Annotated in this window: 19 protein-coding genes; 5 read left to right on the top strand and 14 right to left on the bottom strand. The window is 65.8% G+C overall.

Annotation, left to right across the window (positions count from 1 at the left end; genetic code table 11):
* Positions 1-14: 14 nt before the first annotated feature.
* Both VM621_RS05405 and polA read right to left on the bottom strand, forming a co-directional pair.
* Entirely contained in the window at positions 15-233 is a 219-nt protein-coding gene (locus VM621_RS05405) for a hypothetical protein (protein WP_325467955.1), read from the bottom strand.
* Between the two features lie 374 nt (positions 234-607).
* On the bottom strand, positions 608-3,337 hold the full coding sequence (gene polA / locus VM621_RS05400) for a DNA polymerase I (RefSeq protein ID WP_325467954.1): 2,730 nt from the start codon (positions 3,335-3,337) through the stop codon (positions 608-610).
* A gap of 95 nt (positions 3,338-3,432) precedes the next feature.
* On the opposite strand from polA, the gene VM621_RS05395 reads away from it, so the two are divergent.
* Positions 3,433-3,963, top strand: coding sequence for a DUF2782 domain-containing protein (locus tag VM621_RS05395; RefSeq protein ID WP_325467953.1), 531 nt, complete (start codon positions 3,433-3,435; stop codon positions 3,961-3,963).
* Between the two features lie 7 nt (positions 3,964-3,970).
* Here the strand turns inward: VM621_RS05395 and VM621_RS05390 are convergent, their stop codons facing one another.
* Both VM621_RS05390 and VM621_RS05385 read right to left on the bottom strand, forming a co-directional pair.
* Positions 3,971-4,669: a glutathione S-transferase gene (locus VM621_RS05390; RefSeq protein ID WP_325467952.1), complete on the bottom strand. Its 699-nt coding sequence runs from the start codon at positions 4,667-4,669 to the stop codon at positions 3,971-3,973.
* Between the two features lie 44 nt (positions 4,670-4,713).
* On the bottom strand, positions 4,714-5,592 hold the full coding sequence (locus VM621_RS05385; RefSeq protein WP_325467951.1) for a LysR family transcriptional regulator: 879 nt from the start codon (positions 5,590-5,592) through the stop codon (positions 4,714-4,716).
* A gap of 107 nt (positions 5,593-5,699) precedes the next feature.
* Between VM621_RS05385 and VM621_RS05380 the strand changes: the two genes are divergently transcribed.
* The gene (locus VM621_RS05380) at positions 5,700-6,698 is read left to right on the top strand and encodes a bile acid:sodium symporter family protein (protein ID WP_325467950.1); all 999 of its coding nucleotides are present in this window, start codon (positions 5,700-5,702) and stop codon (positions 6,696-6,698) included.
* A gap of 196 nt (positions 6,699-6,894) precedes the next feature.
* On the opposite strand, the gene purH is transcribed toward VM621_RS05380, so the two are convergent.
* The 3 genes from purH to VM621_RS05365 all read right to left on the bottom strand — a co-directional run bounded on the left by purH (position 6,895) and on the right by VM621_RS05365 (position 9,788).
* The gene (purH, locus tag VM621_RS05375; protein WP_325467949.1) at positions 6,895-8,484 is read right to left on the bottom strand and encodes a bifunctional phosphoribosylaminoimidazolecarboxamide formyltransferase/IMP cyclohydrolase; all 1,590 of its coding nucleotides are present in this window, start codon (positions 8,482-8,484) and stop codon (positions 6,895-6,897) included.
* A 41-nt stretch (positions 8,485-8,525) separates the two neighbouring features.
* A complete protein-coding gene (locus tag VM621_RS05370) occupies positions 8,526-8,759 on the bottom strand; it encodes a helix-turn-helix domain-containing protein (protein WP_052767339.1) in 234 nt (77 codons plus the stop codon).
* Between the two features lie 222 nt (positions 8,760-8,981).
* Positions 8,982-9,788, bottom strand: coding sequence for a zinc-ribbon and DUF3426 domain-containing protein (locus VM621_RS05365; RefSeq protein ID WP_325467948.1), 807 nt, complete (start codon positions 9,786-9,788; stop codon positions 8,982-8,984).
* Between the two features lie 62 nt (positions 9,789-9,850).
* On the opposite strand from VM621_RS05365, the gene prmA reads away from it, so the two are divergent.
* Positions 9,851-10,750 (top strand): 50S ribosomal protein L11 methyltransferase, encoded by a 900-nt coding sequence (prmA, locus tag VM621_RS05360; protein WP_325467947.1) that lies wholly within the window; start codon positions 9,851-9,853, stop codon positions 10,748-10,750.
* Positions 10,751-10,844: 94 nt separating this feature from the next.
* On the opposite strand, the gene accC is transcribed toward prmA, so the two are convergent.
* From accC to cutA, 7 genes are all read right to left on the bottom strand, one after another.
* Complete coding sequence (accC, locus tag VM621_RS05355; protein ID WP_325467946.1) at positions 10,845-12,209, bottom strand: acetyl-CoA carboxylase biotin carboxylase subunit; 1,365 nt, start codon at positions 12,207-12,209, stop codon at positions 10,845-10,847.
* An 11-nt stretch (positions 12,210-12,220) separates the two neighbouring features.
* Entirely contained in the window at positions 12,221-12,691 is a 471-nt protein-coding gene (gene accB / locus VM621_RS05350; RefSeq protein ID WP_325467945.1) for an acetyl-CoA carboxylase biotin carboxyl carrier protein, read from the bottom strand.
* Between the two features lie 59 nt (positions 12,692-12,750).
* Entirely contained in the window at positions 12,751-13,200 is a 450-nt protein-coding gene (aroQ, locus tag VM621_RS05345; protein ID WP_325467944.1) for a type II 3-dehydroquinate dehydratase, read from the bottom strand.
* A 365-nt stretch (positions 13,201-13,565) separates the two neighbouring features.
* The gene (locus tag VM621_RS05340; protein ID WP_325468011.1) at positions 13,566-14,120 is read right to left on the bottom strand and encodes a DUF1415 domain-containing protein; all 555 of its coding nucleotides are present in this window, start codon (positions 14,118-14,120) and stop codon (positions 13,566-13,568) included.
* A gap of 11 nt (positions 14,121-14,131) precedes the next feature.
* The gene (locus VM621_RS05335; RefSeq protein ID WP_325467943.1) at positions 14,132-14,671 is read right to left on the bottom strand and encodes a TlpA disulfide reductase family protein; all 540 of its coding nucleotides are present in this window, start codon (positions 14,669-14,671) and stop codon (positions 14,132-14,134) included.
* Positions 14,668-16,932: a protein-disulfide reductase DsbD gene (locus VM621_RS05330; RefSeq protein ID WP_325467942.1), complete on the bottom strand. Its 2,265-nt coding sequence runs from the start codon at positions 16,930-16,932 to the stop codon at positions 14,668-14,670. The genes VM621_RS05335 and VM621_RS05330 overlap by 4 nt, the downstream gene beginning before the upstream one ends.
* A gap of 71 nt (positions 16,933-17,003) precedes the next feature.
* Positions 17,004-17,327, bottom strand: coding sequence for a divalent-cation tolerance protein CutA (gene cutA / locus VM621_RS05325; protein WP_325467941.1), 324 nt, complete (start codon positions 17,325-17,327; stop codon positions 17,004-17,006).
* A gap of 194 nt (positions 17,328-17,521) precedes the next feature.
* Between cutA and VM621_RS05320 the strand changes: the two genes are divergently transcribed.
* On the top strand, positions 17,522-17,815 hold the full coding sequence (locus VM621_RS05320) for a co-chaperone GroES (protein ID WP_046968171.1): 294 nt from the start codon (positions 17,522-17,524) through the stop codon (positions 17,813-17,815).
* A 101-nt stretch (positions 17,816-17,916) separates the two neighbouring features.
* On the top strand, positions 17,917-19,560 hold the full coding sequence (groL, locus tag VM621_RS05315; protein ID WP_325467940.1) for a chaperonin GroEL: 1,644 nt from the start codon (positions 17,917-17,919) through the stop codon (positions 19,558-19,560).
* Positions 19,561-19,804 lie beyond the last annotated feature (244 nt).

Genomic DNA, 19,804 nt, shown 5'->3' with positions numbered 1-19,804 from the left:
GTACCGGCTGGGGCTCAGTTCTTCCGGGCGATGCCGGCGACGGCGACGATGCCGCCGATGACGATGCCGGCGATGCCCACCCACTGCGGAATGGACTTGTCGTGCGTGGCCTCGATCTTGGCCGAGCCGATCGAGGCGACCGTGTCGGTCTTCTGGTAGCTGCCATTGCCCAGGGTGACCCAGAGGCCGAGCCCGATAAGGATGACGCCGACGACGATGAGACCTGCGCGCATAGTGATTCCTCCCGTTCTAAGTGGGGCTGAGAATGCGGGGGCGGATGTGCAGGTTCTGTGGGCAAAAAAAACCCCGAGAGCCAGGGGAGCTCTCGGGGCGGGGTGGAAGACCGGAACCAGGGGAAGAACCGGTCCACCTTGAGGGGGTCTCAGGGAGGCGAGACCCACCGATGGGACGCCGTTGCGTGCGTCCGAATATATAGACGTCCGGAACGACGCAAAGTTGCAACGCGGAGGCAAAAAAAATCAGCCCGTGTTCATGGGCTGATTTTTCAATCACTTGGGTGTGTCGAAATGTACGACTAAACGGAAAACTTACGTACGGGCAGCCCCGGTGCGCCGGGAATGCTTAGTCGTTACTTAGTATCCGGACCTCAGTGCGCCTCGTCCCAGTTCGCGCCGACGCCGATATCCACCTGAAGCGGCACGCTGAGCGAGGCAGCATCGGTCATGTGCCGCTCGATGCCTGCGCGGACTTCGTCGACGGCGTCGGCGCGGACCTCGAAGACCAGTTCATCGTGCACCTGCATCAGCATGCGCACGTCGTCGCGCGGCTCGATCCAGGCCGAGACGGCGATCATGGCACGCTTGATGATGTCCGCCGCCGTGCCTTGCATGGGCGCATTGATCGCGGCGCGCTCCGCGCCGGCGCGGAACGCCTGGTTACGCGAGTTGAGGTTTTCCAGATAGAGCCGGCGACCGAACAGCGTCTGCACGAAGCCGTCGCGATGGGCCTGTTCGCGCGTGCTGTCCATGAACGCGCGCACGCCTGGATAACGCGAGAAGTAGCGGCCCATGTAGTCGGACGCTTCGCCACGGTCCACGCCGAGCTGTTTGGCCAGGCCGAACGCGCTCATGCCGTACATCAGCCCGAAGTTGATCGCCTTGGCCGCGCGACGCTGGTTGGTGGTGACCTCGGCGGCCGGCACGCCGAAGACTTCCGCCGCCGTGGCGCGATGCACATCGCCGCCTTCCTTGAAGGCGCGCACGAGGCCTTCGTCGTTGGAAAGGTGGGCCATGATGCGCAGCTCGATCTGCGAATAGTCGGCGGCCACGATGCGCCAGCCCTCCGGCGCGATGAAGGCCTGGCGGATACGGCGACCCTCTTCGGTGCGTACGGGAATGTTCTGCAGGTTCGGGTCGGACGAACTGATGCGGCCTGTCGCCACGGCACCCTGGTGATAGCTGGTGTGCACGCGTCCGGTGCGCGGATTGACGATGCCCGCAAGCTTGTCGGTGTAGGTCGAACGCAGCTTCGCCAGGCCACGGTACTCGAGGATCAGGCGCGGCAGCTCGTGGGTTTCGGCAATGGCCTCGAGCGCTTCTTCGTTGGTCGACGGCTGGCCTGTCGGTGTCTTGATCTTCGCCGCGAGCCCGAGTTCGTCGAACAGTACCGCCTGCAACTGCTTGGGCGAGTCCATGTTGAACTCGTGACCGGCGGACGCGTGAGCGAGCTGCTGCAGTTCGACCATGCGCTTGCCCAACTGCTGGCTCTGCAGGCGGAGCACGCCGGCGTCGATGAGCACGCCGGTCCGTTCCATCCTGGCCAGAACCGGTACCAGCGGGATCTCGATGTTCGTATAGACCTCGCGCAGGGAAGGTTCGGCTTCCAGCTTCGGCCAGAGTGCGTGGTGCAGACGGAGTGTCACGTCGGCATCTTCCGCGGCGTAACGGCACGCCGTGTCGAGGTCCACCTGCGAGAACGAAATCTGCTTGGCGCCCTTGCCGGCGACCTGTTCGTACTTGATGGTGGTGTAGCCGAGGTAACGGGTGGCCAGCGAGTCCATGTCGTGGCGTGTCGCCGTTGCGTTGTAGATGTACGACTCCAGCATGGTGTCGTGCACCAGGCCTTTCACCTCGATACCGTAATGCGCGAGGATGTTGATGTCGTACTTGCCATGCTGGCCCACCTTCGGGCGAGCGGCATCCTCGAAGATCGGCTTCAACGCGCCCAGCACGTGGTCGCGCGGCAGCTGCACCGGGGCGCCGGGATAGTCGTGCCCCAGCGGGATGTACGCGGCCTTGCCCGGTTCGACGGCCAGGGACACACCGACGATATCGGCCATCATCGCGTCGATGCTGGTGGTCTCGGTATCGAAGGCGATCAGCGGCGCGGTTTCGAGTTTCTCCAGCCATGCGGCGAAGCGGTCTTCGGTCACGATGAGTTCGTAGTCGCCCTCGGCCGAGAACGACGCGTCCGGCGGCGTATGCGCGACGGCCGGAGTCGCGGCGGCAGGCGCGGTTGCGGCCGTCGGCGTGCCCACGCTGTCGAGATCCTTCAACGCGGCCTTGAAGTCATAGCGGGCATACAGCTCGCGCAAGGCCTCGATATCGCGCTCGCGCATGGCCAGATCGGTGGGGCGGTACTCGAGCGGGACGTCGGTGCGGATGGTGACCAGCTCACGCGACAGCGGCAGGCGCGGGATCGCCGCGCGCAGGTTCTCGCCGATCTTCCCGCCGACCTTGTCGGCGTTGGCGAGCAGGTTCTCGAGATTGTGGTACTCGCCCAGCCATTTGGCCGCCGTCTTCGGGCCGCACTTCTCCACGCCGGGGACGTTGTCGATGCTGTCGCCCATGAGGGTGAGGTAATCGACGATCTGGTCGGGGCGCACGCCGAACTTGGCGAACACGCCGTCGACGTCCATCGTGGTGTTGGTCATCGTATTGACCAGCAGCGTATGCGGGCCGACCATCTGCGCGAAATCCTTGTCGCCGGTCGAGATGACCGTGTGGATGCCTTCCTCGGCCGCCTGGCGCGAGAGGGTGCCGATCACGTCGTCGGCTTCCACGCCGGGAATGCACAGGATCGGAAAGCCGAGCGCGGCGACGATCTTCATCATCGGATCGACCTGGGCGCGGAGGTCGTCCGGCATCGACGGACGGTTGGCCTTGTAGTCGGGGTACAGGTCGTCGCGGAAGGTGCGTCCCGGCGCGTCGCAGACGAAGGCCACGTAATCGGAGCCGGCCTTCATCGTTGTCCGCAGCATGTTGACGATGCCGAACAACGCGCCGGTCGGCTCGCCGAAGGCATTGGTCAGGGGAGGCAGCGCGTGGAACGCGCGATACAGGTACGACGACCCGTCGATGAGCGTGAGCGTAGGCATACCCCCGATTCTCTCATGGCCGAAGACGGGCCGTTCGTTCACGTGGAAACCGGCATGCGCCTTGCTATCCTCGTCACCCCGCACGGAGATTCCCCATGAACCGCACGCACGCCCTCGTTGCCGCGCTCGCCCTGGCCCTGGCACTTCCCGTGGCCGCCCAGACCGCCACGAATCCGAAGCTGACGCCGTTGCCGCCGCCGCCGGCACTCAACGATCCGGGCGTCAAGGCGGGTGAGCCGGACCGCTCGGGGCTGAAGCCGATCGAGCGCCCGGTACCCTATGACGAGGCCCAGGACGGGCGCACCACGCCGGCCACCTCCGACGCCCAGGGTGCGGCGCGCTCGCCGGTCGCCTTGCCCTCGATGCAGGACAACGGTGGCACCGACGCGCGTGGCCAGGAGCCGCCCCAGGTGACCATTCGCCAGCAGGGCGACGACCAGGTCCAGGAGTATCGCTCGGGCGGCAAGCTGACCATGATCGTGGTGACGCCGAAGAACGGCGTGCCGCACACCTACATGGCCGACCCCGACGGCAAGCTCCACGACCCGAAGAACGGCCCGGTCGACCCGGTCTATTACAAGGTCTACGAGTGGGGCGCGGCGCCCAAGCCGGTCGATTCGAACTGAGGCACGATCAGCCGTCCAGTTCGGGGTAATGGCGGAAGATTCCCGAGGTATTGAACGGGATCCGCCGTTCCGAGGCCAGGTAGGCCGCGACGTTGGGGCGTGCGGCCACGCGCTGGCGCAAGTCGCGGAGCAGGGGTACCTTCTGTTTCGCCATGGCCTTGGGAAACGCATATTCCAGGCCTTCCATGATCTGGAAAAGCGACAGATCGACATACGAGTGTTCGCGTAGCGGGAACTTGCCGCCACCGCGCTCCACCGCTTTCTCGAAGTAACCGAGGAACTTGGGGATGCGATGGTCGCGGAAGTCCTTCGAGCGCTTCTTCGCCTCGGCCTTCTGGTCCTCGTAGTAGAGCTCCGAGGCGACCGGGTGATGCGTGTCGTGCACCTCGGCCACGAGGTCGGTGATGGTGAGTTCGAGCTGGTGCGCATAGAGGCGCTTCGACTCGTTCTCGGGCACCAGGTCGTGACGGGGCCCGAGGTACTGCAGAATGTTGGCCACCTGCGCCACGATCAGCCGGCCCGACGCGAGGAAGGGCGGCGCATACGGGACGGCGCCTTCGTGTTCGCCGTCGAGAAACGGCGTCATCACTTCGTCGCCTTCGATGCGCGCGACATCCGTGTATTCGGCCCCCGCGTCTTCCAGGCATAGCCGCACGAATTCGCCGCGGCCCTGCAAACCTGTCCAGTAGTACAGCCGATAGCTCATCGCATGCCTCCGTTCGGAAGGTGGCGATCATGCGTGGGCGCCACTCAAGCCAGTGTGAGTGCGATGTCGCGAAAGGCGTCCCAAACGGTCTGCGCGGGCGGCGACAGGGAGCGGGCTCGCCGCCGCAGGAGGGTGACCTCGCGATACACATCGGGGGTGACATTCAGGACGACCAGGCCGGGGCGCAAGGCGTCCAGCGACAGCGCGGGAGTCACCGTCACGCCGAGGCCGGCCTCGACCATGCGGAACGCGGTGTGGGGATGGCCCACCTCCAGCGCCACGCGCATCGAAATGCCCCGTGTGCTGAAGGCCGCGTCGATCAGCCGACGCGATCCGGAGGTGTAGTCGAGAAGGATGAGCGGTTCGTGCTCGAGGGCCTTCCAGGTGGCGTGGCGCTTCGATGCGAGCGGATGGTCGGCACGACAGACCAGACGAAACGGGTCGCGCAGGATGGTTTCCGCATCGAACTCCTCCGGCGTGGCCGGTTCCACGGTCAGTCCGAAGTCCACTTCGCCGCCGCGTACGGCATCCAGAACCTGTGCCTGGCTCTGGTCGCGCAGGATGATCTCGATCGCCGGATGCTCGCTGAGGGACCGGGCGATGCACAGGGGTACCAGGCCGGCCGACAGTGTCGGGACGGCGGCCACGCGCACGCGGCCACGCAGGGGGTCGGCCTGGGTGCGTACGTGCGTCAGCACCCCGTCCAGTTCGTCGAGTACGCGGGACGCCGCCTGCTCGAGGTAGCGCCCCGCTTCGGTGGGGACGACCTCACGCGTGTTGCGGTCGAACAGGCGCACATCGAGCTCGGCTTCGAGGTCGGCGATGAGGCGGCTGACGGCGGGTTGGGTGAGGTGAAGGGCCTCCGCCGCGCGGCGGAAATGTCGGTGGCTGGCCACGGCGAGGAAGGCGCGAAGCTGGCGCATCGAGACATTCATGCGATTAATGTATCACTGAATAAGATAAAACGAATTGTCTTATCAGTCGCCAGGCGCTGGAATAGGCGCATCCCGCTCCCATCGGTCATACGCTCATGCGTCGCTTTCTGCCTGACGGCTTCACCCTCTCGCTGGTCGGCACTGTGTTGCTGGCCAGCTTCCTGCCTTGCCGCGGCGTGTTCGCCGAGGCGTTCGGTGCATTGACGGACATCGCGATCGCCCTGCTGTTCTTCCTGCACGGGGCGAAGTTGTCGCGTGAGGCCGTGGTCGCCGGGATGACCCACTGGCGGCTTCACCTCACCGTGCTGGCGAGCACCTTCGTGTTGTTCCCTCTGTTAGGGCTGCTGCTGAAGCCAGTGCTTTCGCCGCTGGTCACGCCCGACCTGTATCTCGGCATCCTGTTCCTGTGCACCTTGCCATCGACCGTGCAGTCGTCGATCGCCTTCACGTCCATCGCCCGCGGTAACGTGCCTGCGGCGATCGTCTCGGCCTCCGCATCGAGCATGCTTGGCATCTTCATCACGCCGCTGCTGGTCGGCGCGCTGATCGCCGGCAGCGGGCAGGGCGGTCTGTCGTGGCACGCCGTCGGTGCGATCGTGTTGCAGCTGTTCGTGCCGTTTCTCGCTGGTCAGATCGCCCAGCGCTGGATCGGCGGCTGGGTACGCAAGCACGCGGCGATGCTCACCTTCGTGGACCGTGGCTCGATCCTGCTGGTGGTGTACACGGCCTTCAGTGCGGCGGTGCTGCAGGGTCTGTGGAAGCAGTTGCCGGTGCCGGTGCTCGGCGGGCTGGTGGTCGTCAACGTGGTGCTGCTGGCGTGTGCGCTGCTGGCCACGCGGTATGGTGCCCGGGCGCTCGGTTTCTCGCGCGACGACGAAATCACCATCGTCTTCTGCGGTTCGAAGAAGAGCCTCGCCTCCGGCGTGCCGATGGCGAAGGTCTTGTTCGCCGGGCATCCGCTGGGGCTGATCGTGCTTCCGATCATGCTGTTCCATCAGATCCAGCTGATGACCTGCGCGGTGCTGGCGCGGCGTTATGCGGTGAGGCGCGAGGCGGCGTCGGCGAACCTGGTCGCGAGCACCCATCGCCGCTGAAGCGGCTCCCACATGGAGCGTCGCCGCTGGAGCGGCTTCCGCATGGAGCATCGCCGCTGGAGCGGCTTCCGCATGGAGCGTCGCCGCTGAAGCGGCTCCCACATGGAGCATCGCCGCTGGAGCGGCTCCCACAGCCGCCGCTCGGTAGCCGAGGGCGGCTCTGTGTGGGAGCCGATTCATCGGCGATGCTCTGGCCTTAGTGGCGGAAGTGACGAACGCCAGTAAACACCATCGCCATATCGTGCTCATCCGCGGCAGCGATTACCTCGTTGTCGCGCATGGAACCACCCGGCTGGATCACCGCACGAATGCCGGCGGCGGCGGCCGCGTCGATGCCGTCGCGGAACGGGAAGAACGCATCGGAAGCCATCGCGCTGCCAGGAACCACGAGGCCCGCTTCCTCGGCCTTGAGGCCGGCGATCTTCGCGCTGACCACGCGGCTCATCTGCCCGGCACCGATGCCGATCGTCCGGTTGTCGCGGGCGTATACGATGGCATTGGACTTGACCATCTTGGCCACGCGCCAGGCGAACAGCAGGTCGTCGAATTCCGCGGGCGTCGGCTGGCGTTTGCTGACGACCTTGAGCTCGTCGCGCTGCACCTGGCGGTGGTCCGCGGTCTGCACCAGCAGGCCCGAACCGACACGCTTGACGTCGTGCGTGTTGCGCCCGTCACCAGGCGGAATCTCGAGCACGCGCACATTGGCTTTCTTCGCCGCTTCGTCTACCGCGCCGGCATCGACCGCCGGGGCGATCAGGACCTCGACGAACTGGCGCTTGAGGATCGCCTTTGCCGTTTCCGCGTCGAGTGGGCGATTGAAGGCGATGATGCCGCCGAACGCCGAGGTGGGGTCGGTGGCGTAGGCAAGCTCATAGGCGTCGAGCGGATTCGCGGCCACGGCCACGCCACACGGGTTCGCGTGCTTGACGATGACACAGGCAGGTGCATCGAACTGGCGCACGCATTCCCACGCCGCGTCGGCGTCGGCGATGTTGTTGAAGGAGAGTTCCTTGCCCTGCAACTGGCGGAACGTGGCCAGCGTGCCCGCCGCGGGATACAGGTCGCGATAGAACGCGCCGGCCTGGTGCGGATTCTCGCCATAGCGAAGATCCATCACCTTCACGAAACGGCCGTTCGACTGCTCGGGGAACTCGGCGCGCCCGGCGATGGCGGTGTGGCTTTCGTCGAGCGTGACGCCAGAGAGGTAGTCGCTGATCGCCGCGTCGTAATTCGACACGCGATTGAACGCGGCCACGGAGAGCTTGAATCGCGTCGCGCGCGAGAGGCCACCCTTGCCCTCGATCTCCGCCAGCGCGCTTTCGTACTGAGCCGGGTCCGTAAGGACGCCGACATCGTTCCAGTTCTTTGCCGCCGCGCGCAGCATCGCCGGGCCGCCGATGTCGATGTTCTCGATGGCGTCGTCAAGCGAACATGCCGGATCGGCGACGGTGCGCTCGAAGGGATAGAGGTTCAACACGAGCAGGTCGATCGGCACGATGCCATGGTCGGCCATCACGGCGTCGTCGATGCCCCGGCGGCCGAGCAGGCCACCATGCACACGGGGGTGCAATGTCTTCACACGGCCGTCCATGATTTCGGGGAAGCCGGTGAGATCGCCGACGTCGCGCACCGGAATACCGGCATCGCGCAGTGCTTTCGCCGAGCCGCCCGTGGAAAGGATTTCGACATGGGCCGCGACGAGGCGCCGGGCGAGTTCGGTCAGGCCCTGCTTGTCGGAAACGCTGACGAGCGCGCGGCGGACGGAAACGAGATCGGGCGTGGGCATGGGCACTTCCGGGGAGGAAAGCGCTCCATTATAGCCGCCCTTTAGGAAATGCCGTGGGCCGCCAGCTTCTTGCGCAGCGTGGCACGGTTGATGCCGAGGGCGACGGCGGCGCGGCTCTGGTTGCCTTCGTGGAAGGCCAGCACTTCACGCAGCAGGGGGCCTTCGACTTCGCGGATCACCAGGGCGTGGAGGCCTTCGCCGCCTTCCGTGTCGCCGATGTCTGCCAGGTAGCGGCGGACGGTACGGCTGACACATTCGCTGAGGGCACTCTGCATGGAGGTCTCGTTGGCGGCCTCACCGGCAGTTAGTCTCACAGCGTTCAAGGCATTCCCCTCTCGCAGGCCGGGACACGAGTTCCCGGTCGGTTCTTTCGGTATGGTCGCTTGGATTGCGACACGGCCACACCGTAGAGGGGGGTCGAGCGTCGCGAAGGGAATCGAGTGTACTCGTCCCGGGGAACGATGTGCAGGCTTGTAAAAAGAAATTTTATCGAACGGTCAGTCGAAGCTGAATGCGAAGGCGACCGCCCGCTGGCCCGGGTCTTGCACCTCGAAGACCATGGCGGTGGTCGCGCCGCCGTCCAGCCCGTGTGCGCGCACGGCGGGGTCGCCCACATAGTCGGCGGGTTCGAACCGGCGCATGGCCAGGCGCTGGCCATTGGCATCCGAAAGCACGATGGTGACGACCGGATAGGGCTGCGCGAACGACGCATCGTTTCGCACGCTCGCGGTAATGAGCAGTCCGTCACGCACGGCTGGGTGCTGCTCGACATCGCGCGCGAGCAGGCGCAGGCGTGCCGGATCGGCGACGAGTGGAAGCCGGCAGCCGAGAACGGAGCAGCCGGCCTGCAAGGCAGGGCCGATGGTCGGATCGGCGATGAGCGAATCGCGCTTGGCCCAGGCGAGCTGGGCGCCGAGGCCGAGGATGAGTGCGACGCAGACCGTGGTCCATGCGGCACCGTGCCAGGAGCGCCGCCGGGTCTTGGCGAACTTCGGCGTGAAGGTCAGTTGGGAGAAGTCGTCGGCGGTGTCGTCGACAGGGGCGGCCTCGCCGCCGGTCTCTTCGCCGGACGCATGCGGCATCGGCCGCGGCCGGAACACCGCGACGTCCGCCAGTGGGGGATCCTGGTCGAGTGCGCGTTCGGGCAGCCGCGTGAAAGGCTCGGGCGGCAGTTGCGCGGCCAGCGTGCCGAGGGCGTTGAACACGGTCGCACAATGACCGCAGCGCACGCAGCCGCAGGCCGGGACCAGCAGCTCCGCTTCCAGTTTGTAGACCGTCAGGCACTCGGGACACTGCGTATACATCGTTCGATCATAACGTGCGCGACCGGTAGAATCGTCTACCCGCTCACCGAATGGCCGTCCCGATGCCCTGGCTCGAACTCTCCCTGACGATCCGCGCCGCCGAGCAGCCGCGGGTCGAAACCGCCCTCGAAGACCTGGGCGCACTCTCGATCACCCTGCAAGATGCGGACGCCGAGACGCCCGACGAGGAAGCGATTTTCGAGCCGGGCGTGGGCGAGCTTCCCCTGTGGAACCAGATCGTTCTGAACGCCTTGTTCGACGCCGATGCCGACAAACGTGGACTCACGGAGGCCATCGCCGACGACCTGCCCTTTATCGAGCCGGCGCAGATCACCTGGCGCGTGGTCGACGACCAGGACTGGACGCGCGCCTGGATGGACCAGTTCAAGCCGATGCCGTTCGGCCGGCGCCTCTGGGTCTATCCCTGGAATATCGAGCCTCCGGTGGAGGGCGACATCGTCGTCGTGCGGCTCGACCCGGGCCTCGCGTTCGGTACGGGCACCCACCCGACCACCGCGATGTGCCTGGAGTGGCTCGATGGCCAGCAGATGGCCGGCAAGCTGGTCCTCGACTACGGCTGCGGCTCGGGCATCCTCGCGATCGCCGCGCTGAAACTGGGCGCGTCCCGCGCCGTCGGCATCGACAACGATCCGCAGGCGTTGATTTCTTCGCACGACAACGCGGAACGCAACGGCGTGCATGCGGATCTGGCGGTCTATCTGCCGGGCGAGGCACCGACCGAGCTGGCCGACGTACTCGTCGCCAATATTCTCGCCGGCCCGCTAGGTGAGCTGGCGCCGACGTTTGCAGCCGCCGTAAAGCCGGGCGCGCCGTTTGCCCTGTCGGGCATTCTGCACGGCCAGCACGAGGAGCTCCTCGTGCGCTATGCGAACTGGTTCGAAGACCTCGAAGTGCGCACGCTGGAAGACTGGGTGCGCATCAGCGGGCGTCGCCGCGCGTAGACGAGGCTATCCGCAACAAGAAAAGGCCGAAGCCACACAGCGAGATCACTGCGTAGCTCCGGCCTCGTTTCGAAACATCACACCGATCGCAACATCACGCCGCAGGCGGCGTTTCCTTCTGCTCGGCCATACGCTTCTCCAGATAGTGGATGTTCTGTCCGCCCTGCTGGAAACCGACGTCGGCCATGATGCGCTGCTGTAGCGGGATGTTGCACTTCACGCCTTCGATCACCGTCTCGTTCAACGCCATGCGCATGCGCGCGATGGCCGTGGCGCGGTCGGGACCATGCACGATGATCTTGCCGATCATCGAATCGTAGTTCGGCGGAATGCGGTAACCGTCGTACAGGTGTGTGTCGACGCGGACACCCGGGCCACCCGGTGCCTCGAAACGCTTCACCGTGCCGGGACTCGGCATGAAGGTGTCGGGATCCTCGGCATTCACGCGGCACTCGATCGCATGACCGGTGAGCACGATGTCTTCCTGGCGGAGGGAAAGCTTCTCGCCGCCGGCGATGAGCAGCTGCTCGCGAACGAGGTCGATGCCCGTCACCAGTTCGGTCACCGGGTGCTCCACCTGGATACGGGTGTTCATCTCGATGAAATAGAAACGGCCGTTTTCGAACAGGAACTCGAACGTGCCCGCGCCGCGATAACCGATACGCACACAGGCGTCGACGCAGACCTTGCCGATTTCGGCGCGCAGCTCCGGCGTAATGCCCGGCGCCGGTGCTTCCTCGACCACCTTCTGGTGGCGGCGCTGCATGGAGCAGTCGCGTTCACCGAGGTGGATGGCGTTGCCCTGGCCGTCGGCCAGCACCTGGATTTCCACGTGGCGCGGATTTTCCAGGAACTTCTCCATATAGACCTGATCGTTGCTGAAAGCGGCTTTCGCTTCCTGCTTGGTCATGACGATGGAGTTGGCAAGGTGTGCCTCGGTACGCACGACACGCATACCGCGGCCGCCGCCGCCGCCCGCCGCCTTGATGATGACCGGATAGCCGATCTCGCGGGCAATGCGCAGGTTCTCATCGTTGTCGTCGCCCAGCGGGCCACCCGAGCCGGGCACGCATGGCACGCCGGCGGCCTTCATGGCGCGGATCGCTTCGACCTTGTCGCCCATCAGGCGGATCACGTCGGCGGTAGGGCCAATGAAGACGAAGCCCGACTTCTCGACCTGCTCGGCGAAGTTCGCGTTCTCGGAGAGGAAACCGTAGCCCGGATGGATGGCCTGGGCATCGGTGATCTCGGCGGCGGCGATGATCGCTGGAATATTGAGGTAGCTTTCGGCCGAGGGACCCGGGCCGATGCACACCGATTCGTCGGCCAGGCCGACGTGCTTGAGGTTGCGGTCCACGGTGGAGTGCACCGCGACCGTCTTGATGCCGAGCGCGTGGCACGCGCGCAACACCCGCAGCGCGATTTCGCCGCGGTTGGCGATGACTACCTTCTCGAGCATGACGTGAGGCCTCAGGCGATGACGAACATGGGTTCGTCGAATTCGACCGGCTGGCCGTTCTCGACCAGGACGGCGACGACGGTGCCCGAGACGTCTGCCTCGATCTGGTTGAACATCTTCATCGCTTCGATGATGCCCAGCGTTTCACCGGCCTTGACCTGCTTGCCGACGGTCGCGAACGCCGGGGCGCCCGGCGTGGACGACGCATAGAAGGTGCCGACCATCGGCGCCTTGGTCACGTGACCGGCCGGCAGGCCGGACTCGACCGGTGCCGCGGCAGCGGCAGGGGCGGCGGGTGCGGCTGCTGCGGGAGCGGCGGCGGCCGGCGCGGCCTGCATCGGAGCGGCGTACATCTGCGGCGCGGCGGTACCCTTGGGCACGCGCGACAGGCGCACCACTTCTTCGCCTTCCTTGATTTCCAGCTCGGCGAGGTTCGATTCCTCGAGCAGGTCGATGAGCTTCTTGATCTTGCGCAGGTCCATGGGACAAACCTTCTGGTGGTGGATGCGACACGCCGGTGGGGCGGGCCGCCAATGGGGGTTCAGGCCGCGGGCACCGCGAGGCGCAGCAGGGCGGCTTCGAGTGCGAGGCGGTAGCTGTCGCCGCCGAAGCCGCAGATCACGCCCGCGGCCAGGTCGGACATATAGGAGTGATGCCGGAAGGCCTCACGCGCGTGCGGGTTGGACAGGTGGATCTCGATGAACGGGATCGACACGCCAGCCAGGGCGTCACGAATGGCGATGGAGGTATGGGTGAAGGCGGCGGGGTTGATCAGGATCCAGGCGACGCCTTCGTCGCGGGCCTGATGGATCCGCGCGATCAGTTCATGCTCGGCGTTGGACTGGAACCAGCTCAACTCATGACCGGCCGCCTGGGCGCGGGCCTGGAGCGAGACATTGATGTCGGCGAGCGTTTCATGCCCATAGAGCGACGGTTCGCGCACGCCGAGCAGATTGAGGTTGGGTCCGTGCAGGACGAGGATCCTGGCCACTGTTCACCTGTGCCTTGGGTCCGGGGTTCCGGAACGCCGCGCAGTGTGCGCCTGTCATCCCCACTTGTCCAGTTCGGTGAAGTTCGCCGTAGATCGCTGGAGATCGCGACTTTCCACACTGCAGCGTATGGTGAGGCCTCTGCCTATTCCTGCGGACTGCCTTTCCCGAGCATAGGCGGGGTGGGAGCCGATTCATCGGCGAATAGTGAATATTCCCGCGGCGCCGCTGCGCCCTCGAGGTTGCTTGTTTCGGTTCCCGCCGGAGGAAGAGCATCGCCGCTGAAGCGGCTCCCACAGTGCAGTGGGGATCTCCACAGGGGGGGATGTCCACAGGGGGATCTCCACAGGGGGAGACGCCCGCTGGCTCACCCTTGCGGAAACAATCTCTTCCAGCCCTCGATACCCAACTCGTCCAGGGTCGCCATGTTCGCCTCGAAGATTTTCGAGGCCTCCGGGAAGGCGGCCACGGCCTTGTCGATGCTGTCCTCGCGAAGGAGGTGCAAGGTCGGATAGGGCGAGCGGTTGGTGTAGTTGGTGATGTCGTCGGGGCCGGTGCCCTCGAACTGGAAAGCCGGGTGGAAACTGGCGACCTGGATCTCGCCCTCGAGCCCGAGGTCCTCGACGGCGAGGTCGGCCACCTCGAGGAATTCGTTGAAGTCTTCGAAATCGTCCAGCACGCCGGGGTGGATCAACAGCGTCGTGTCGACGGTCTCCGCGCTCACGTCACGCAGGTATTCCAGTTCGCGCTTGAGGTCGTCGAGCAGTTCGAGCGGCTGCGTGGCGGCGCTGACGACATAGCGGATCTGGCCTTTCTTGTGCACGGCCTTGGCGAAAGGGCACAAATTCAGGCCGATCACGGCTTTTTCGAGCCATTGGCGGCTGCATTCGATCGCTTCGTCGGGGGTCGGCAGACCGTCGATGGGGATGTCGTTCATTGTGCGGGGCCCAGCCATTCGTCAAGTTCCGGGCCCGTGAAGGTGCCCACTTTGCGGCGCAGGATACGCCCGTCTTCGCCGATCAGGACGCTGTACGGTAAGACCCGTCGCGTGTTTCCGAACGAAAGCGATCCACCCGCCGCGTCGGCATCGACCAGCATGACGGGATAACCGACCGGGCGCTCGGCGAGATAGCGGCGAACGCCGTCAGCGGTATCTTCGGCGAGCCCCAGCACCACGACGTGGCGGTCCCGATAGCGCGTGAAAGCGGCGTCGAGCAGGGGCATCTCGCCTCGGCAGGGCGCGCACCAACTGGCCCAGAAGTTGATCAGCACCCGCTTGCCGCGCCAGTCGGAAAGCCGGCGCGCCTTGCCGTCGATGGCGACGAAGCTGGCCGCTGGCGCGAGGTCGCCGACGTCGGCCACGGTGACACCCTGCGGCGGGGGCGGATGCAGGCGCCGATGTTCGACCCACAGTCCGGCCGTCGCTCCAAGGATCGCCAGCACGACGATCCAGAAGGTCGGGCCGCGCGTCATGGCGATGCGGCGGCCTCGAGTGCCTGCTGCACGGTGTCGTAGGTGAGTACGGTGGACAGCTTGTGCCCGTCGCCGCCACCCTTCGGATAGACCACGTAAAGCGGTACGCCCACGGAGTGGTACTGCTCGAGGAAGGTGGCGATGGTCGCGTTGACGTCGGTCCAGTCACCGCGCATGTAGACGGTGCCGGTGCGCTTGAGCAAGGCCTTGAAGGCGTCGGTGTCGAGCACGGCGTGTTCGTTGGCCTTGCAGGTGATGCACCAGTCGGCGGTCATGTCGACCAGCACCGGCGTACCGGCGGCACGCAGTTCGGCGAGCTTCTCCGGCGAATAAGGCACGATGCCCTCCGCAGTCGCCGCGGACGGGGTCTGCGCGGGCAGGCCATGCACGGTCCACAACGCGGCCACCGCACCGAGGCCGAGCGCGGCAGTGAAGATCCAGGACAGTGCGCCGCTGCGATTACGGGTGCGGCCGTACCACCACAGCGCCATGGCGAGCAACACGCCGCCGGCCAGCACCAGCGCCGTGGCATCTGCGCCGCGCTGCTTGGTCAGTACCCACAGCAGCCATACCGCCGTGAGATACATCGGAAAGGCCAGGGCCTGCTTCAGCGTTTCCATCCAGCGACCAGGACGCGGCAACAGGCGGGCAATCGCCGGGACGAAGCCGATCAGCAGGAAGGGCAGCGCGAGGCCGAGGCCGAGCGCGAGAAAGATGAGGAAGGCGATAGCCACCGGAGCGGCGAACGCGAAGGCGATCGCCGAACCCATGAAGGGTGCCGTGCACGGGCTGGCGACGACGACAGCGAGCACACCGGTGAAGAAGTCGCCCGAAGGACCGGCGCGCGACGCCAGTCCGCTGCCGACATTGCCCAGCGAGCCGCCGATCTCGAACACGCCGGACATCGACAGGCCCACGGCGAGCATCACATAGACGAGGATGCCGATCGCCAGCGGCTGCTGGAACTGGGCACCCCACTGGATGCCGTGACCGGCCGCGCGGATGCCGACGATGATGACGCCCAGGGCGGCGAAGGCCACCAGTACGCCGGCGGTGTACCAGAGCGCATGCCTGCGCGCGGCACCCTGGCTCTCGCCACTTTCCAGCACGGTGATCGCCTTGAGCGACAGTACCGGCAGCACACAGGGCATCAGGTTCAGAACGAGGCCGCCCAGCAGGGCCAGGCCGATCGCGGCGACGAAGCCGAGCGGAGCCTCGCTCGTCGGCACCAGGCCCGGAGGCGGCGGCGTCGGGGCGACTTCCTCGGTGGCGGTGGCACTGGCGGCCGCGGGTGCGGCGGTGGCCGGAGCGCCCACGGTCGCCGTACCCGCACCGAAGTCCACGCTGACATGGCGCTTCATGACCGGATAGCAGATGCCGTTCTCGAGACAGCCCTGGTAGGCGACCTCGAGTTCGGCCGTCTTGGCGTCCGCCGCACCCTTCACCGGGACCGGGACTTCCACCTGGTCGAAATAGACGATGGTGTCGCCGAAGTGTTCATCGTGATGCGCCACGCCGCTCGGCCAATCGGGTTCGCCCAGCGTCACGCCGGCAGACGAGGCGACCGTGAGCTCGGTCTTGTCGCGGTAGAGGTAGTAGTCCTTCGGCATGGTCCAGCGCAGCAGCAGCGCATCGCGGGACTTGACCAGGGCCTCGAAGCGGAAGGCCTGCTCGGCCGGGAGCGCGGTGGCTTCCGTACCGGGCACGGCAGCGGGCGCGCCCAGCAGCGAGGCGCCACCGGCGGCCGGCGTGGTGGCGGGGGCGGCCGCGGTCGGTGCCGCCGAGGTCGGAATGGTCGAGGGTCCGCCGATCGTGAGCTTCAGGTGCTCGGTGTTCGGCGGGTAGCAGATCTTCGGCTCCACCTCGTGGCAGCCCTGGTACTGCACGTCCAGGGCCAGCGTCGTCGTGCCGGCGGCGAGCAGTCGGTACGGCACGCTGGCTTCGATATCGCCGTGGTAGATCTCGACGTCGCCGAGGTACTCGTCGTGCTTCTTCAGGCCATCGGGCAGGATCGGCGCGCCAAGCGAGACCGCGGCGGCGTCGACAGCCTTGATCTTGATCCGGCCGCGATAGAGGTAATAGTCCGGCGCGATGCGCCAGTGCAGCTTGACCACGCCCGGCTGGCTGGCGTCCGTGGTGAGGTGGAACGCCTGGGTGACGGGCAGCAGATCGTCGTCGCTTTGCGCGAGAGCGGGCAGGGCGACGAGCAACAGGCCGAACGCGGCGACCAGGTTCCGCGCTAGGCGGCGAAGCGACGACATGGTGATCTCCGTGGAGCGATGCGGTGACGAGGCGCGTGGTGCGTCGATCATTATGACCGGGCGAACCCGGGTTAGCTTGCGTCGACGCTCGCTTCGAGCCAGGCCAGGTAGGCTGCGTGGCCGTCCACCATCGGCAGCGCCACGATCTCGGGCACTTCATACGGATGCCGGGACAGGACGAAGCGCTCCAGTGCCGCGAAGGTCTCGCGGGTGGTCTTGGCCACCAGCAGGTCTTCCTCGTCGGTGACCACCTCGCCTTTCCAGCGGTAGGTGGACCGCACGCCGGGCAGTCGGTTCACGCAGGCGGCCAGCCCGGCCTCGACCAGGGCGCGGGCAAGGGTATCGGCGGTGTCGCCTGTCGGGCAGGCAATGAGGACGGCAATGGGTTCGGACATGGGCCGATTGTGGGCCTTCGTCGGCTTTTTTGAACCCGGGGCCTTGAACGGTTTCGTGCCGCCGCCATCTGTCGACCATCCGTAGCTCTTCCGAATCAGGAAAGCTTAGGGCTAAAATTCTGGCACTCACCCTGACCAAGTGCTAACAGGGTGGACCTTTTTCCTTATCCGTCAAACACATGTTTGGAGAAGTCATGAGCAAACTGCGCCCGCTGCACGACCGCGTCATCGTCAAGCGCCTCGAAGAGGAGCGTGTTTCCGCCGGTGGCATCGTCATCCCGGATAGCGCCACCGAGAAGCCCACCCGCGGCAAGGTCCTCGCCGCCGGCACCGGCCTCCTCCTGGCCAGTGGCCAGCTCCGCCCGATGGGCGTGAAGGAAGGCGACGTGGTCCTGTTCGGCAAGTACGCCGGCCAGGAAATCAAGGTCGATGGCGAAGATCTGGTCTTCCTGAAGGAAGACGACATCGTGGCTGTTCTCGAAGGCTGATTCCTTCGGCGGCCTGTGAGCGCGATAAGCCGCGCTTCGTAGCTGTCCTGGGGCAAGCATTTCCCCTTTTCCTAATTCAAGAATCTTGAGGCAAAATTTTTATGGCATCGAAAGAAGTCCGCTTCGGCGAAGACGTCCGCGCCCGCATGCTGAAGGGTGTCAACACCCTCGCCAACGCGGTCAAGGTCACCCTGGGCCCGAAGGGCCGCAACGTCGTGCTCGAGAAGAGCTTCGGCGTTCCGACCGTCACCAAGGACGGCGTCTCGGTCGCGAAGGAAATCGAACTCGCCGACAAGTACGAGAACATCGGCGCGCAGATCGTGAAGGAAGCCGCCTCGAAGACCTCCGACGTGGCCGGCGACGGCACCACGACCGCGACCGTCCTCGCCCAGGCGTTCATTCAGGAAGGCCTCAAGGCCGTTGCCGCCGGCATCAACCCGATGGACCTCAAGCGCGGCATCGACCAGGCCGTCACCGCTGCGGTTGCCGAGCTGAAGAAGCTCTCCAACCCGACCGCCGACGACAAGGCGATCGCCCAGGTCGGCACGATCTCGGCCAACTCCGATTCCAACATCGGTGACATCATCGCCACGGCGATGGGCAAGGTCGGCAAGGAAGGCGTGATCACGGTCGAAGAAGGCTCGGGCCTCGAGAACGAACTCGACGTCGTCGAAGGCATGCAGTTCGATCGCGGCTACCTTTCGCCGTACTTCATCAACAACCAGCAGTCGCAGCAGGTTGAACTGGACGACCCGTTCATCCTCATCCACGACAAGAAGATCTCGAACGTCCGTGAGCTCCTGCCGGTGCTCGAGGCTGTCGCCAAGGCTGGCAAGCCGCTGCTGATCGTTGCCGAGGAAGTCGAGGGCGAAGCCCTGGCCACCCTCGTCGTCAACACGATCCGTGGCATCGTCAAGGTCGCCGCCGTCAAGGCGCCGGGCTTCGGCGATCGTCGCAAGGCCATCCTGGAAGACATCGCCGTCCTCACCGGCGGCACGGTCATCTCCGAGGAAGTCGGCCTGGCGCTCGATAAGGCCACGATCAACGACCTCGGCCATGCCAAGCGCGTCGTGATCACCAAGGAAAACACCACGATCATCGACGGTGCCGGCGATGCCGAAGGCATCCAGTCGCGCATCAAGCAGATCAAGGCGCAGATCGAAGAGACCTCGTCGGACTACGACCGCGAGAAGCTGCAGGAGCGTGTCGCCAAGCTTGCCGGCGGCGTTGCCGTCATCAAGGTCGGCGCCGCGACGGAAGTCGAGATGAAGGAAAAGAAGGCCCGCGTCGAAGACGCCCTGCACGCTACGCGCGCAGCCGTCGAAGAAGGCGTGGTCCCGGGCGGCGGCGTCGCCCTGATCCGTGCACTGAAGGCGCTCGAAGGCCTGAAGGGCAAGAACACGGACCAGGATCTCGGTATCGCGATCACCCGTCGTACGCTGGAAGCCCCGCTCCGCGCCATCGTCACCAATGCCGGTGAAGAGGCTTCGGTCATCGTCAACCAGGTCAAGGCCGGTGAAGGTAACTTCGGTTACAACGCCGCCACCGGCGAGTTCGGCGACATGATCGCCTTCGGCATCCTGGACCCGACCAAGGTCACCCGCTCGGCACTGCAGTTCGCCGCGTCGGTTGCCGGCTCGATCATCACGACCGAAGCGGCCGTGACGGAAGTGCCGAAGAAGGACGACGGCCACGGCCATGGCGCCCCCGGCGGCATGGGCGGCATGGGCGGTATGGACTTCTAAGTCCAGCCATCCGACTTGCCTGACGAAAAATCCCCGCGCAAGCGGGGATTTTTTTTGGTTCAACGCAAAATGCCGGGGACGTCGAAGGCATACCGCGGCGAGCGCTGACGTGGCGGCGCAGAGCCTTCGGTGCCCACCCTCGCTGCTCAGACAGGTCCTCCGCGTTCGGTGCGGAAGGCCGCTTCGCGGCGTGTCTTATGTGGCCTGCGGCCGCTCACTTGTGCGGAACTCGCCTCGAGGGTGG

Origin of the sequence: Luteibacter sp. (genome assembly GCF_035539195.1) — a bacterium.
Lineage (GTDB): Bacteria > Pseudomonadota > Gammaproteobacteria > Xanthomonadales > Rhodanobacteraceae > Luteibacter.
The sequence above is the reverse complement of the archived record's forward strand: the minus strand, read 5'-3'. Positions and strand labels throughout refer to the sequence as shown.

What these genes read in the sequence shown, in the direction of transcription:
- VM621_RS05330 (WP_325467942.1), bottom strand. Translation starts at nt 16,932, where the DNA reads ATGTCGTCGCTTCGCCGCCTAGCGCGGAACCTGGTCGCCGCGTTCGGC.
- VM621_RS05335 (WP_325467943.1), bottom strand. Translation starts at nt 14,671, where the DNA reads ATGACGCGCGGCCCGACCTTCTGGATCGTCGTGCTGGCGATCCTTGGA.
- purH (WP_325467949.1), bottom strand. Translation starts at nt 8,484, where the DNA reads ATGCCCACGCCCGATCTCGTTTCCGTCCGCCGCGCGCTCGTCAGCGTT.
- VM621_RS05405 (WP_325467955.1), bottom strand. Translation starts at nt 233, where the DNA reads ATGCGCGCAGGTCTCATCGTCGTCGGCGTCATCCTTATCGGGCTCGGC.
- VM621_RS05370 (WP_052767339.1), bottom strand. Translation starts at nt 8,759, where the DNA reads ATGCAGAGTGCCCTCAGCGAATGTGTCAGCCGTACCGTCCGCCGCTAC.
- cutA (WP_325467941.1), bottom strand. Translation starts at nt 17,327, where the DNA reads ATGTCCGAACCCATTGCCGTCCTCATTGCCTGCCCGACAGGCGACACC.
- accC (WP_325467946.1), bottom strand. Translation starts at nt 12,209, where the DNA reads ATGCTCGAGAAGGTAGTCATCGCCAACCGCGGCGAAATCGCGCTGCGG.
- groL (WP_325467940.1), top strand. Translation starts at nt 17,917, where the DNA reads ATGGCATCGAAAGAAGTCCGCTTCGGCGAAGACGTCCGCGCCCGCATG.
- VM621_RS05320 (WP_046968171.1), top strand. Translation starts at nt 17,522, where the DNA reads ATGAGCAAACTGCGCCCGCTGCACGACCGCGTCATCGTCAAGCGCCTC.
- VM621_RS05385 (WP_325467951.1), bottom strand. Translation starts at nt 5,592, where the DNA reads ATGCGCCAGCTTCGCGCCTTCCTCGCCGTGGCCAGCCACCGACATTTC.
- accB (WP_325467945.1), bottom strand. Translation starts at nt 12,691, where the DNA reads ATGGACCTGCGCAAGATCAAGAAGCTCATCGACCTGCTCGAGGAATCG.
- VM621_RS05395 (WP_325467953.1), top strand. Translation starts at nt 3,433, where the DNA reads ATGAACCGCACGCACGCCCTCGTTGCCGCGCTCGCCCTGGCCCTGGCA.
- VM621_RS05390 (WP_325467952.1), bottom strand. Translation starts at nt 4,669, where the DNA reads ATGAGCTATCGGCTGTACTACTGGACAGGTTTGCAGGGCCGCGGCGAA.
- polA (WP_325467954.1), bottom strand. Translation starts at nt 3,337, where the DNA reads ATGCCTACGCTCACGCTCATCGACGGGTCGTCGTACCTGTATCGCGCG.
- VM621_RS05380 (WP_325467950.1), top strand. Translation starts at nt 5,700, where the DNA reads ATGCGTCGCTTTCTGCCTGACGGCTTCACCCTCTCGCTGGTCGGCACT.
- prmA (WP_325467947.1), top strand. Translation starts at nt 9,851, where the DNA reads ATGCCCTGGCTCGAACTCTCCCTGACGATCCGCGCCGCCGAGCAGCCG.
- VM621_RS05365 (WP_325467948.1), bottom strand. Translation starts at nt 9,788, where the DNA reads ATGTATACGCAGTGTCCCGAGTGCCTGACGGTCTACAAACTGGAAGCG.